The 13,884-nt window shown below is 72.6% G+C and carries 12 protein-coding genes; 6 read left to right on the top strand and 6 right to left on the bottom strand.

Features of this window, described 5'->3' with window-relative positions; all coding sequences use genetic code 11:
• Positions 1-8 precede the first annotated feature (8 nt).
• A complete protein-coding gene (locus tag ACFYRY_RS11095; RefSeq protein WP_389142462.1) occupies positions 9-401 on the bottom strand; it encodes a hypothetical protein in 393 nt (130 codons plus the stop codon).
• Positions 402-490: 89 nt separating this feature from the next.
• Between ACFYRY_RS11095 and ACFYRY_RS11090 the strand changes: the two genes are divergently transcribed.
• Positions 491-901: a DUF1992 domain-containing protein gene (locus ACFYRY_RS11090; RefSeq protein ID WP_389142460.1), complete on the top strand. Its 411-nt coding sequence runs from the start codon at positions 491-493 to the stop codon at positions 899-901.
• 89 nt (positions 902-990) lie between these two features.
• Here ACFYRY_RS11090 and ACFYRY_RS11085 read toward each other — a convergent pair whose 3' ends face one another.
• The 3 genes from ACFYRY_RS11085 to ACFYRY_RS11075 form a co-directional block, all read right to left on the bottom strand.
• Positions 991-1,797 (bottom strand): hypothetical protein, encoded by an 807-nt coding sequence (locus ACFYRY_RS11085; RefSeq protein WP_389142458.1) that lies wholly within the window; start codon positions 1,795-1,797, stop codon positions 991-993.
• 5 nt (positions 1,798-1,802) lie between these two features.
• Positions 1,803-2,510 carry a hypothetical protein gene (locus ACFYRY_RS11080; RefSeq protein WP_389142456.1) on the bottom strand — a complete coding sequence of 236 codons (708 nt, stop codon included), beginning with the start codon at positions 2,508-2,510 and terminating at the stop codon, positions 1,803-1,805.
• A gap of 248 nt (positions 2,511-2,758) precedes the next feature.
• Positions 2,759-4,888, bottom strand: coding sequence for a DHA2 family efflux MFS transporter permease subunit (locus ACFYRY_RS11075; protein ID WP_389142454.1), 2,130 nt, complete (start codon positions 4,886-4,888; stop codon positions 2,759-2,761).
• A gap of 159 nt (positions 4,889-5,047) precedes the next feature.
• Here ACFYRY_RS11075 and ACFYRY_RS11070 point away from each other — a divergent pair, with 159 nt between their 5' ends.
• Positions 5,048-6,673, top strand: coding sequence for a peptidoglycan-binding protein (locus ACFYRY_RS11070; protein WP_389142452.1), 1,626 nt, complete (start codon positions 5,048-5,050; stop codon positions 6,671-6,673).
• A gap of 53 nt (positions 6,674-6,726) precedes the next feature.
• Here the strand turns inward: ACFYRY_RS11070 and ACFYRY_RS11065 are convergent, their stop codons facing one another.
• Entirely contained in the window at positions 6,727-7,395 is a 669-nt protein-coding gene (locus ACFYRY_RS11065) for an HAD family hydrolase (RefSeq protein WP_389142450.1), read from the bottom strand.
• A 202-nt stretch (positions 7,396-7,597) separates the two neighbouring features.
• Complete coding sequence (locus ACFYRY_RS11060; protein ID WP_389142448.1) at positions 7,598-8,185, bottom strand: TMEM165/GDT1 family protein; 588 nt, start codon at positions 8,183-8,185, stop codon at positions 7,598-7,600.
• A gap of 430 nt (positions 8,186-8,615) precedes the next feature.
• Here ACFYRY_RS11060 and ACFYRY_RS11055 point away from each other — a divergent pair, with 430 nt between their 5' ends.
• From ACFYRY_RS11055 to ACFYRY_RS11040, 4 genes are all read left to right on the top strand, one after another.
• Positions 8,616-9,260 (top strand): HNH endonuclease family protein, encoded by a 645-nt coding sequence (locus ACFYRY_RS11055; protein ID WP_389142446.1) that lies wholly within the window; start codon positions 8,616-8,618, stop codon positions 9,258-9,260.
• A gap of 168 nt (positions 9,261-9,428) precedes the next feature.
• Entirely contained in the window at positions 9,429-11,090 is a 1,662-nt protein-coding gene (locus ACFYRY_RS11050) for an alkaline phosphatase D family protein (RefSeq protein WP_389142444.1), read from the top strand.
• A 260-nt stretch (positions 11,091-11,350) separates the two neighbouring features.
• The gene (locus tag ACFYRY_RS11045) at positions 11,351-13,285 is read left to right on the top strand and encodes an FAD/NAD(P)-binding protein (RefSeq protein WP_389142442.1); all 1,935 of its coding nucleotides are present in this window, start codon (positions 11,351-11,353) and stop codon (positions 13,283-13,285) included.
• 86 nt (positions 13,286-13,371) lie between these two features.
• Complete coding sequence (locus ACFYRY_RS11040; protein WP_389142440.1) at positions 13,372-13,824, top strand: DoxX family protein; 453 nt, start codon at positions 13,372-13,374, stop codon at positions 13,822-13,824.
• The last annotated feature ends 60 nt before the right edge of the window (positions 13,825-13,884 follow it).

Genomic DNA, 13,884 nt, shown 5'->3' with positions numbered 1-13,884 from the left:
CGCCCTTCTCAGACCTCGTGGTAGAAGCCGACGTTGACGCTGCGCGGGGCGGTGCGGTCCTGGATGATGATCTCGCCGCTGCCGCCCCTGGGCAACGGGGCCGTGCCGCCGTAGGTCAGGGGCTGCGCGTACTCGCCGACGGTCAGCCGGACCTCCGAGGACGGGTCGGGCTGGGAGCCCTGCAGCCAGGTCACCTGCCAGGTGCCCTCGGGGCCGCACAGGAACTCCAGGTGGACCCGGGAGATGAACAGCCAGTCGTCCGGCGTCGAGAGCCTGCACACCGACTTGTCCCGGCCCAGCCGCAGCACGGCGCCCGGGTCACTGGGCGCGTCGGCCATGAGCATGCCGGCCGTGGCGCCCGCGTCCGCCGCGGAGACGGCGGCCATGGTGAGTTCGAGCACGTGCGCTCCTCCTGAGGTGCCTGAAGTGTTCTTACACAGCCGCCGCATGATAAATCGCCCGGCCATGACACGTCCGGCACAATGAACTCATGACCGAGCGAAAGCCACCCGGTGTTCCGTTCGAGTCCTGGGTGGACAAACAGATCCGCGAAGCGGAGAGACGGGGCGAGTTCGCCGAACTCCCCGGCGCGGGAAAGCCGTTGCCGGATGGCACCGACACGACCTACGACGAGTTGTGGTGGGTCAAGCGGAAGATGGCCCGCGAGGGTCTCTCCTTCCTGCCGCCCACCCTCGCCCTGCGCAAGGAGGCCGAGGACACCCTCGCGGCGGCCCTGCGGGCACCCACCGAGCGTCTGGTCCGCAAGCTGGTCGAGGACATCAACGTCAAGATCCGGGACGTCATGTTCAAGCCGCCCCCCGGGCCCCCGCTGGGACTGAAGCCGTATGACGTCGAAGAGGTCGTACGGCGGTGGCGGGAGCTCCGGGAGGCGGCTGAGTAGGTCGTCCGTCGTAGGGAGTCGTACGGCTCCGTGCGGCGGATGTGATCAGAACGGGCGGGACCGGCGGGGCCGGGACCGGCGGGGTGGCGTCAGAGACGCAGCAGCCGGTCTGCCAGCTCGCGGTAGTCCCGCAGGGCCAGTCGGAGTTGCTCGGTGTCGGTGCTCGTCGCGGGCTTGCCCCCGTCGTCGCCGTCCGTGGACTGCCAGGCCCCGCGGAGCGTACGGCGACGCTGGGTCACGGCCTCGGTGAAGCGGGCGGCCGCCTCCTCCAGTACGTGGTCGGCCTCCGCCACGGAGTCCCGCGGCTCGTCCACGAACCCGGCGACGGCGTGCTGGAGTTGCTGGGAGAGCTTCTCGCACTCGTCCCGCGGGAGCAGCGAACTGCCGTGACCGGCCGCCCCGGCGTGGGAGCCGCCGGGCTCGCCGCGCGTGCCGATGCGGTCGCCGGGGTCGCCGGTCCGGTCGCGGGTGACCGCCGGGCCCGGGCTGCCCGCCCGGTCGAAGGCGCTGTCGCGGCCCGCGGTGGTCTCGCCACCGAGCCCGCCGGACCCACCGAGCCCGCCGGTGCGGCCCACCCCGTCGGTGCGGCCGACCCCATCGGTCTGGCCCGCTGTGGTGTCGGTACCGGGCCCCATGCCACCTCGCGCCGTGTCGCCGCGGTGTGCCGTGTCGCCGGCCCGGGGCGTCCGGACGTCCGGGGCCGCCGGGGCCGTATCGCGGGCCTTGTCACGGATCGTCGTCGTCGGGCCCTCGGGCCGTTCGGCGTTCGGGGTCGCGGTGGGCGCGTCCGTCGCCGGGTCGTGTCCGGGGGGTGTCGCGGGGCGGGTCGCCCGGCCCCTCTGCTTGCCGTCGCGCGGGGCGCCCTCGGCGCCCGGGCCGGTCGTTGCGTCCGTCATGTCGATCAACTCCCCTTCGCGTGACGCCTGGTGAGTCCGTTCGGCAGGTGTGCGCGTGCGCCATTACGGGCGGGCGCCGTACCGCCGTCGGACCGTTCGGCGAACTCCCGGGGCCGGGCCCCGTGGTCCGCGTGGTCGCGGTGGTCCTCGTGCCGGGCCGGGCTCACCAGGTCCTCGAACAGGGCCCGCGCCTCGACCATGGCCTCGCGCATCTCCTCGGTACCGGCGCGGCCGTCACCGTCCTGCCCGGCGACCGCGTCCGCGCGGGCGACGCGGTGCACCCGCCGGTAGCCCTGCACATGGTGCGCGTGGTGCACGGACAGCGCGGCGAGTTGTTCCTCGTACTGGGCTCCGTCCGGGAAGCCCCGCTCACCGGCCAGCTCGGCGAGCAACCGGTCCGCCTCGGCCACGGCCTCCCGCGGCGAGTCGACGAAGCGCTCCCGGGCCGCCGTCCAACGCGCCTCGTACTGCTCGCGTCGGCCCGACTCCAGCGGCCGCTGACGCAGCGACCCGTGCCGTTCCACGCGCTCGGTGAGTTCGCGTTCGGCGGCCTTGGTGTCCCCGTCGTGCCGGGCCACGGCCCGGTCGTACTCGGGGCCGAAGCGCCGCTTCAGGTTCTGGCCGCCGGGCCCGCGCCGGGCCCGCAGAGCCAGGACGGCCGCGACGATGACGACGGCGGCCACGATCAGAGCGATGATCACGCCTGTTGACATGAATGCCTTCCTGGGTTCTCGACCCAACCGGCTCTCCCTGTGGGCCGGTTCCCCGAGCGGGTAGCCCGGACGGCGGCCTTCAAACGGTCTCCGCGTTGGTGTCGGTGGCGTGTCGATTCGGCACCTGCCCGAACGGCGCAAGGGCGCGGGCATGGGGAAGGTACTGGTGAAAACGCCTGGGGCCCTTGGGTCGAGGAGCTTCGTCACCGAGGGCACCGAGGGCCCGAGCGGGCACGGTAACCGGGTTCTCAGCTGAACCGGGGCACGGGGCGCCCGTCGTGCGGACGTTCCGCCTCCGACCCGCACAGCTCTCTGTTGAGCTCCTCCACCAGCTGCGCCAGGTCCGTCGGCCGGTCCGGGCCCCACCAGTCGCCGAGGAGTTCGGCCAGCGACTCGGCGCGGGCCTCGGCGAGCCGGTCGGCGACCTCGCTGCCCCGCTCCGTCAGCAGCAGGTCGGGGCCCCGCCGTTCGGCCAGTCGCCGCTCCTCGACCTGGCGGGCGGCCTCGATGACGACGGTCAGCGGGACGGTGCTGCGCTCGGCGAGCACCGCCGGTTCGACCCTGCCGTACCTCTTGATCCGCAGCAGCATCCAGCTCGCCCCGGGCAGGAGGTCGTACCCGGCGGCCGCGGTGATCTTCCGGTAGACCTCGCGTCTGCCCTCGCGGGTGGCGAGCACGGACAGCGCGCGGCAGACCTCGTCGTACGACGACCGCTCCACCGGGTTGCTGGCGAGCGTCTCCGTGACGTCCGGGGCCGTGACCGAGCCGCGCAGCCTGTCCTCCTTGAGGAACCAGGCCAGCACGAAACCGAGGACGGCGACGGGAGCGGCATACAGGAACACGTCGGTGATGGATGAGGCGTAGGCGTGCAGGGCGGGCGGGCGCAGGGCGGCCGGCAGGGCGGCGATTCCTCGCGGGTCGGACTCCAGCGCGGCCACCGAGACGCCGGGCGGGAGCCGGGTGCCGCTGAAGGCGTCGGTCAGCTGCTGGCCGAGACGGTTGGCGAAGAGGGTGCCGAAGACGGCGACGCCGAAGGAGGCGCCGATGGACCGGAAGAAGGTCGCGCCGGAGGTGGCGACGCCGAGATCCTCGTACGAGACGGAGTTCTGCACGATCAGGACGAGGACCTGCATGACCAGGCCGAGGCCCAGCCCGAACACGAGGAAGGTGCCGCTCATGGCGGCGGTGGAGCTGTGCTCGTCGAGCCGGTGCAGCAGGAGCAGGCCGAGGGTGGTCACGCCGGTGCCGACGACCGGGAACACCTTCCAGCGGCCGGTGCGGCTGACGACCTGTCCGGAGAACGTCGACGCCACCAGCAGTCCCAGCACCATCGGCAGCATGTGCACGCCGGACAGGGTCGGGGTGACACCCTGGACGACCTGGAGGAACGTCGGCAGATAGGTCATCGCGCCGAACATCGCGAAGCCGACGACGAAGCTGATGACGGCGGACAGGGCGAAGGTGCGGATCCGGAACAGTTTGAGCGGCAGGACCGGTTCGGCGGCCCGCCGCTCCACGGCCACGAACGCCACGGCGAGTACGACGCCCAGCACCGCCAGACCCACGATCTGCGGCGATCCCCAGCCCCAGGTCGTACCGCCCAGGGACGCCACCAGCACCAGGCAGGTGGCGACGGACGCGATCAGGAACGTGCCGAGGTAGTCGATGACGTGCCGGGTGGATTTACGGGGGATGCGCAGGACGGTGGCGATGACGGCCAGCGCGACGACGCCGACGGGCAGGTTGACGTAGAAGACCCAGCGCCAGCTCAGATGCTCGGTGAACAACCCGCCGAGGAGCGGACCGAGCACGCTGGTCGTCCCGAAGACGGCACCGAACATCCCCTGGTAGCGGCCGCGTTCGCGGGGCGGGACGAGGTCGCCCACGATGGCCATCGACAGCACCATCAGCCCACCGCCACCGAGCCCCTGAAGGGCCCGGAACGCGATCAGCTGGGGCATGTCCTGCGCGGCGCCGCACAGAACCGAGCCGACCAGGAAGATCACGATCGCGATCTGGAACAGCCTCTTGCGCCCGTACTGGTCGCCGAGCTTGCCCCACAGCGGGGTCGCGGCGGTCGAGGCGAGCAGGTACGCGGTCACCACCCAGGACAGGTGGTCCAGGCCGCCGAGCTCACTGACGATGGTGGGCAGCGCCGTCGACACGATGGTCGAGTCGAGGGCGGCGAGCAGCATCCCGAGGAGCAGGGCGCCGATGGAGACGAGGACGTTGCCGGGCACGTGCTCCTCCGGCGCGCCCGGCGCGCCCGGCGCGCCCTGCCCTTCCTGCCCGTATCGGCCGTCTTGCCCGTCCCGCTCGTCTTGCCCTTCTTCGCCGTCTCCCACCTTTCCGGTCACAGCGTGCGCGTCCCCGGCCATGAAGTCCTCCTGAGCGTCCAGTTTCGAGTTCCATCGTGATCGGTGTGACCGGTTATGGCCTGTTGAGTCCTTTTGGAAGCTGACGTTCCGGGGGCTCGGGGCGACGGTGTGAAGGAGATCTGCATAATCTCTGAAGTTCGCGAGGGGAGGGACGAACACGTGAACGACCCGAAGGGGCACCTGTGCCCGGAGTGCGGAACGCCCAGGGCTGCCGACAACACCCCGTCATGCGGCTGCACCCGACGAGCGTCCGACGCCCTGCGCGACGCGCGTACGGCGGAGGCGGCAGCCGCGGAGGACTTCGATCCGCTGCGGATACGCCCATATGTGGAGCTGAAGCCGAACGACGGGGGTACGTCGGCGGAACCGGACGGCACGGTGCCTGGCGGGCGGCCCGTGCGGCCTGACGCCTCGTCCCCCGCCTCGACCGACCCGACCATGCCGAATGACCCGGACGTGACGACCGACCCGGACGCGACCACGGCGATTCCCCGGGTGGACACGGATTCCGCGAGGCGTGAGCCCTGGCCCACCGTCCGAGGCCACCACACGCCCACCGCACCGGGCCCCGACCGGCCCGACCCGGATGCCACCGTCGCGCTGCCCGCCGTGGAGCCGACGTCCGCTCGTCCCGGCATCGACGCGGTCTCCGCGCGACCCACGGGCGACGCGACCGCCGCGTTGCCCACCATGGACGCCACCGCCGCGCCCCACGCCGCCCGCGCGACCGACGCGACCGCCCTGCTCCCCACCGACGCCGCGACGGCCCCGCCCGCCACGGACCCGGCCAAGGCGCCGGGCACAGCCGCCGACCCACCGGGCGCCGCCGATGCCACCGCCCTGCTGCCCGCCGTCGGCACGGCGCCCGCCGCCCCCTCCGCCCCCGCCGTCTCCGCCGCCGACGCGACCGCCCCGCTGCCCGTGGCCGACGGGACGGCGACCCCGCCCGCCGCGGGCGCGTCCCGTACGCCTCCCGACGCCACCTTCGGCACAGCCGCCGCGCCCCCTGCCGACGTGACCTCCGTGCTGCCGCCCCCCTTGGCGCCGTCGGCGACCACTCCCAGCGTCAACGACCTGCGGATATTCGCTGGGGACCGGGCGAAGGGAGGCACCGGCGACGAGGCGGGGACCGTCGGGTACCTGCCGGTCGAGGGCGATCGGCCTGCGCGTCGGCGGCGCCGTACCGCTCTGCTCGCCGCCGGCGGGGCCGTGGTCGCCGTGGTGGCGGCGGCCGGGCTGGCCAGCGGGCTGTTCTCGTACGAGACGCCCGCGCGGGAGGGCGCCCCGCCGGAGGACGTCCGGGCGGCCGTCCCGGACACCTCGACCAGCGCGGCGTCGGCGCCCCCGGAGACGGAGAGCGCGTCGGCGCCGACGACATCCGCCGCTCCGCCCCCGCCCAGCGCGAGCCCCTCGCTCTCCTCGTCAGCCTCGGCGTCCGCGTCCAGCGCCGCGCCGAGCGCGCCCGCCTCCAGCCCGGCCGGGAGCCCGACGAGCACCGACGACGGCGGCGCCGAAGCGGGCACGGAACCCACCGAGGGGTCCGGGAACGACGAGCAGGGCGCCCCCGTCCTGCGCCGCGGCGACAGCGGTCCGGAGGTCACCGAGCTCCAGGAGCGCCTGCACCAGCGGTACCTGTACAACGGCGAGGTCGACGGCGACTTCAGCACCCAGGTCGAGAACGCGCTGAGCACCTACCAGTTTTCCCGTGGCGTCGGCACCGACAACCCCGGCGTCTACGACCAGGAGACCCGCGCCGCGCTGGAGAAGGAGACCTCGGAGCCGTAGGCCCGTCGGCCTGAGCGCGGGAACGGAACGGGAGGGAGAGGAAGCGGCCGCCCTTACCCGACGTGCAGCCTGATCATCCCGTCCCCCGACGACTCCACCCGCACCCCCGTCAGGTCCGGTACCAGCGCGTCCGGCCGGTGGAAGCCGGCCCTCGGGCCGACCCCGACGACCCTCATCCCGGCGTCGCGGCCGGCCTGGATGCCGGCGGCGGAGTCCTCGAAGACGACGCAGTCGGCGGGGGCGACGCCGAGTTCCGCGGCGCCCTTGAGGAACCCCTCGGGGTCGGGCTTGCTCGCGCCGACGGACTCGGCGGTGACGCGGACGTCGGGCAGGTCCAGTCCCGCCGCGGCCATGCGCGCGGTGGACAGCGGCACGTCGGCGGAGGTCACCAGGGCGTGCGGGAGCCCGCGCAGGGACGCGAGGAACTCCGGGGCGCCCGGGATCGCGACGACACCGTTCATGTCCGCCGTCTCCTCGGCGAGCATCCGCGCGTTGTCGGCGTGGTTCTGCTCCATCGGGCGGTCGGGCAGCAGCAGCGCCATCGAGGCGTAGCCCTGCCGACCGTGGACGACCTTCATGACCTCGCCCCCGTCCAGCCCGTGCTGTTCGGCCCAGCGACGCCAGATCCGTTCGACCACGGCGTCCGAGTTGACGAGCGTGCCGTCCATGTCCAGCAGGAGGGCGCGGGCGGTGAGCACGGTGGGCGTGACGGTGGCCGTCATCGGCAGCTCCAAAGACACGGTGACAGGGGGCCTGGGGTGTCTCCACTGTGCCCCGGAGGGACAAGGTGGTCCCGCCCGCCGGTCAGGGAGAACAGGCGGGAACCACTTTGTTTCTCTACGGTACAAAACAAGTGCGGCTCCCGCCACCGTCTCCCGAAACAGTTCACTCGACGTTCAGCTCGGTCGACGGGCCCGGACGGCCTCAGCCGGCCACGGCCTCCCACAGGCTCCACACCCCGAGCGCCAGCATCAGGACCGCCGCGATCTTGGTGATGAGCCGCAGCGGCACCCTCTTCATCAGGGCCTTTCCGCCGACGATGCCCAGTCCGGCCACCGCCCACAGCGCGAGCACCGCACCCAGACCGACGGAGACGGGGTCGTCGTAGCGGGCGGCGAGGTTGGCCGTCATGATCTGGGTCAGATCGCCGAACTCGGCGACCAGGATGAGCATGAAGCCCGCGCCCGCGACCTTCCAGAAGGACTGGTTCTCCGGCTTGCGGATCTCCGCGTCGCCGTCGGCCTCGTCCTTCGTCCTCAGCAGCACGGCCGCGCCACCCAGGAACAGCACGCCCGTCAGCGCGTGCACGATCTGCTGCGGCAGCAGGGTCAGCACACTGCCGGCCGCGACGGCGAGCACGACATGGAGCGCGAAGGCGGCGGCGACGCCCGCGAAGACGTAGGAGGCGCGGTAGCGGGTGCCGAGGACGAGACCGGCGAGCGCGGTCTTGTCCGGCAGTTCGGCGAGGAAGACGATGCCGAAGACGAGCGCCGTCACGGTGAAGCTGATCAAGGTTCCTCAATCGGTCGGGGCCGCCCCGCCGAGAGTGCTGAGTCTTTCGAAGATTCTCGAGTGCGAGTCTTCGAAGCGACACCTCGGCACGGCAGCACACTTGTCACCCGTACCGGAACGGCACGGGCGCGCACTGCTTGCCGAAGGTCTCGCTGGCCGACCCCACGCCCCGAAGGATCCGAGGATCCAAGGACGATCGAGGTCCGCCTCCGGGCGCCGGCTCAGACGAGCTGAGCAGTATGTCGACGGTCCGGCGAAGAGCTACTCCCCTTCTGCGCCGTCCATCGTACGCGAAGCCCTCACGTCACACGCCTTGTCGTGTCATGCTCACGTCACTAACTTCTCACCGTACGCACATCTCCCCGCAATGCGGAGTGACGAGCATGTCCTCGCTCGCACTCCAACGCCCCCGCCCCCCAAGGGAGTTCGCATGCCGAAGTTCTACGCGCGTCGACGGCTCAGCATACTCGCGGCGCTCACCGGAGTCATGGCTTCCGTCGCGGTGTTCAACGGCCCGACCGCCTCCGCCGCCCTCCCCACCCCGGTCAGCGCCGCCACCGCCCGCACCTACCTGGCCTCGCTCACCGTGGCCACCGAGGACCGCACCGGCTACGACCGCGACCTGTTCCCGCTGTGGATCACCCAGTCCGGCACCTGCAACACCCGTGAGACGGTCCTCAAGCGCGACGGCTCGAACGTCGTCACCGACTCCGCCTGCGCCGCCACCAGCGGCAGCTGGTACTCCCCGTACGACGGCGCCACCTGGACCGCCGCCTCCGACCTCGACATCGACCACCTCGTCCCGCTCGCCGAGGCCTGGGACTCCGGTGCGAGCGGCTGGACGACCGCCCGGCGCCAGGCCTTCGCCAACGACCTCACCCGCCCGCAGCTGATCGCCGTCACCGACAACGTCAACCAGTCCAAGGGCGACCAGGACCCGGCCACCTGGATGCCGTCGCGCACGGCATACCGCTGCACCTACGTCCGCGCCTGGGTCCAGGTGAAGTACTACTACGACCTCTCGGTCGACTCGGCCGAGAAGAGCGCGCTCACGAACTACCTGGCGAGCTGCTGACCGCTGTAGGCCAGGCGACGACCGCCCTCACCGGGACGCTCCGACGTCCGTCCCGTCCGTCCCTCACACAGGATCCGCACACCCGGATTCCCGAACCGTGATGCCCGGAGCCTCCCCGAGCACCTCCGTCGTTCCGTACCGTACGGGGCGACGGAGGAGGGCGATCACGTGGCGGAACTGCGCCTGGGACCACTGCTGAGGTATGCCGACGGCTCGTCCGCGACCGTGTGGGTCGAGACCAGCCGTCCCTGCACCGCGGAGGTGCGCTGCGCGGACGGCACCCGCGGCGAGGCCCGCTCCTTCCAGATCGAGGGGCACCACTACGCCCTCGTCCCGGTGACCGGCCTCACTCCGGGCACCACGCGGTCCTACGAGGTGCTCCTGGACGGCGAGCGGGTGTGGCCGCTGCCCGACTCCCCCTTCCCGGACTCCGTCATCCACACCCCGAGCGAGGGCGCCACGGTCCGGGTCGCCTTCGGCTCCTGCCGCTGGGCCGCGCCCCCGGCCGGCGAGAAGGACCCGGTCGGCCCGGACGCCCTGGACACCCTGGCCACCCGGATCGCGGGCGACCCGGAGGGCGAACGGCCCGACGTGCTGTTGCTGCTGGGCGACCAGGTGTACGCCGACGAGACCTCACCGGCGACCCGTCGCTGGCTCGCCGCCCGCCGCGACCTGAGCGACCCGCCGGGCGGCGAGGTCGCCGACTACGAGGAGTACACCCACCTCTACTACGAGTCCTGGCTGGACCCCGAGGTCCGCTGGCTGCTGTCCACCGTCCCGAGCTGCATGATCTTCGACGACCACGACGTCATCGACGACTGGAACACCTCCGCCGCCTGGCTCCGGGACATGCGGGAGACCGGTTGGTGGCAGGAACGGCTGATGAGCGGACTGATGTCGTACTGGGTGCACCAGCACCTGGGCAACCTGTCCCTCGACGAACTGGCCGCCGACCCGCTGTACGCGGCCGTGCTCGGGGTTCCCGACGGCACCGACGCGCTGCGTGCCTTCGCCGCCGGGGCCGACGCCGATTCCGCCTCGGTGCGCTGGAGCTACCGGCGCGACTTCGGCCGCGTCCGGCTGCTGATGGTGGACAGCAGGGCGGCCCGCGTCCTCGCCGAGGAGGACCGCTCGATGCTCGACGCCGGCGAGGAGCGGTGGCTGCGCGAGCAGGCGCTGGACACACGGGAGTCGTACGACCACCTCCTCATCGGCACCTCGCTGCCCTGGCTGCTGCCCCACCTGGTGCACGACGCCGAGGCGTGGAACGCCTCGCTGTGCCGGGGCGACAAGGGCGCCCGCTGGGCCCGCTTCGGCGAGGACCTGCGCCGCAAGGCCGACCTGGAGCACTGGGCGGCCTTCCCGGCGTCCTTCGACGCGCTGGCGGCGTTGATCGCCGAGGTCGGTTCGGGACCGGACGCGCCGGCCACCGTGCTGGTGCTGTCCGGGGACGTGCACCACGCGTACGTGGCCGAGGCGGCGTGGCCTGCGGGAGCGTCCGCGGGGGCCGGTTCGGGCGCACCGGACGCCCGTGTCCTCCAACTGACCTGCTCTCCCGTCCACAACTCGGTCCCGCTGTCGATAAAGCTCGGCTTCCGCTTCGGCTGGAGCGCGGTGGCCCGGGCCCTCGGCCGGCGCTTCGCCCGGCACGGCGGCTGCGGCCGGCCGGCGGTCAGCTGGCGGAAGACGGGCGGTCCCTGGTTCGGCAACCAGCTCATGACCCTGACCCTGCGCGGTCGTTCGGCCAGGCTGCGACTGGAGCAGGCGCAGGAGACGCGCGGCGCGAAGCCCCGGCTGGAGACGGTCGTGGAGTCCGATCTCGTCCCGTAATCGGCGTATTGGGCCCGTTTGTTGCGCCCGTGCCCCGTGATGCTCGTGACGCGGCACACAGTCCATACCCCCGGGGGTCGGCTCCCGCGGCAGGCGACGGCATGATGAGGCGGACGGTCCGCTTTCAGCCACCCTTGTCCCCCTCCCCCCACCCCGCCTTCCACCGCCCTCCCGCCACCTTCCGCCGCCCTCCCGCCACCTTCCGCCGCCCTCCGTCGCGAACCAGCCCGTCACGCGCCCCACACGCCCGGGAGCCCCCCTTGCCCGCACCGACCACGGACCACGCGCCCGTCTCCGTCGCCCTGGTCGGCGCCGGGCCGCGCGGCACCAGCGTCCTGGAGCGCCTCTGCGCCTCCGCACCGGAACTCCTGCCGGCCGACGCCCGGTTGACGGTCCACGTCATCGATCCCGCGCCACCCGGCGCCGGCCGCGTCTGGCGCACCGCGCAGTCGCCCGAGCTGCTGATGAACACCGTGGCCTCGCAGGTGACCCTGTTCACCGACGACAGCGTGGACTGCTCGGGACCGATCCGGCCGGGCCCCAGCCTGCACGAGTGGGCGGGCGGCACGCTGGGCCCGGACGACTACCCCACCCGCGCCCAGTACGGCCGGTACCTGGAGTGGGTGTTCGCGCGGGCGGTGCGGGAGGCGCCGTCCGAGCTGCGCGTCGAGACGCACACGGCGCGCGCGGTACGGCTGGAGGACGCACCCGACGGCCGCCAGTCCCTCACCCTCGACGACGGCCGGGTCCTGTCCGGCCTGTCCGCGGTCGTCCTCGCCCAGGGCCACCTGCCGGTCGTCGCGGACCCGGCGGTCCGGCGGCACACCGCGTACGCCGAACGCCACGGCCTGCGCCACATCCCGCCCGCCAACCCGGCCGACGTGGACCTGTCCCCCGTCGGCCCTGGCGAGCCGGTGCTGTTGCGGGGCCTGGGCCTCAACTTCTTCGATCACCTGGCCCTGTTGACGACCGGTCGCGGCGGCCGGTTCGTCCGCGACGGCCAGGAGCTGCGCTACACACCCTCGGGCCGTGAACCACGGCTGTACGCGGGCTCACGGCGCGGCATCCCCTACCAGGCACGCGGCGACAACGCGAAGGGCCCCTACGGCCGACACCTTCCGAGGGTCCTCACCGACGACACGATCGCCCGCTTCCGCAAGCGCGCCGACTCCGGCGAGGCCCCGGACTTCCGCACCGAGATATGGCCCCTGGTGGCGAAGGAGGTGGAGACGGTCTACTACGAGGGCCTCGTCGGGGACAGCGAGTTCGGCGCCACGGAGCTGTGGGCCACCAAGTTCGGACCCACGACCTTCCGGGACCGTTTCCTCGCCACCGCGCACGGCAGCCCCGAGGAGAGGGCCGTCCTCGACGAGTTCGCCGTGCAGGAGACCGACCGCTGGTCCTGGGACCGGATCTGCCGCCCGTACGCGGGACGCGCCTTCGCCGATCCCGGCGCCTGGCGGGAGTGGCTCCTCGACCACCTGCGCGAGGACGCCGCCCAGGCCGCGCTCGGCAATGTCGCCGGTCCGCTGAAGGCGGCCCTGGACGTCCTGCGCGACCTGCGCAACGAACTGCGGCAGATCGTCGACCACGGCGGACTCGCCGGCAGCTCCCGCCGGGACCACCTGGACGGCTGGTACACCCCGCTCAACGCCTACCTGTCCATCGGGCCGCCCCGGCGGCGCGTCGAGGAGCTGGCCGCGCTGGTGCGGGCGGGAGTGGTGGAGGTGCTCGGGCCGCGCCTGGAGGTCCGCGAGGAGGACGGGGCCTGGGTGGCGCACTCCCCCGAGGTCCCCGGCTCCGGCGTCCGCGTGAGCATCCTCATAGAGGCGCGACTCCCGGAGCCGGATCTGCGCCGGACCGCCGACGAGTTGCTCGCCCGGCTGCTGCGGACCGGCCAGTGCCGACCGCATCTGGCGGACGGCTACGAGACCGGGGGGCTGGACGTGACACGGCGCCCCTATCACCTGATTGACCGTCAAGGATGCGTCCACACAAGGAGGTTCGCTTTCGGGGTGCCCACGGAGGGCGTGCACTGGGTGACCGCGGCGGGAGCCCGCCCAGGTGTGGATTCGGTCACCCTTTCGGACGCGGATGCGGTGGCGAGAGGCGTCCTACGTGCAGTGGCGGGCGAAACGGGAGGGGAAACAGAGACAAAGTCGTGGCCAAATGTTGAACTTGCAAGCATTGATTAGGCGCCCCTAACGTGGGATCTCCGCTCGGTTCCGTCCCCAGACCGGTCCCTCCCCGGACCGGCCCCACCGAAGGAGTTCCCCCCACCATGACCGGACGCCTCAACAGCGCCCAGCCGTACGCCCTCGGTCTGTTCCGTATCGTCGTCGGCCTGCTCTTCGCCTGCCACGGCGCCTCGTCGCTCTTCGGCGTCCTGGGTGGCGCCGACGGCAACGGCGCCACGGTCGACGCCGGCACCTGGCCCAACTGGTACGCGGCCGTCATCGAACTGATCGGCGGCTCCCTCGTGTTGATCGGCCTGGGCACGCGGGCCGCCGCGTTCATCTCCTCGGGCGCGATGGCCTACGCGTACTTCAAGGTGCACCAGCCCAACGGCCTGTGGCCGATGGAGAACAGCGGTGAGGGTGCGGCGATGTTCTGCTGGGCCTTCCTGCTGCTGGTCTTCACCGGCTCCGGCGCCTTCGGCCTGGACCGGCTGCTCGCCAAGCGCTCGGCGGCCTCGCAGGAGCCCGCCAGGCAGCAGGATCCGGTGACGGCCTGACCCGGCCGGCCCGCCGCGTACCACGGCGTCCGTCCCGCGCGACCCGCGCGGGACGGGCGC

Origin of the sequence: Streptomyces sp. NPDC005263 (genome assembly GCF_042872365.1) — a bacterium.
In the GTDB taxonomy this organism is placed as follows: Bacteria; Actinomycetota; Actinomycetes; order Streptomycetales; family Streptomycetaceae; genus Streptomyces.
This window is presented reverse-complemented; position numbering and strand designations above follow the sequence as displayed.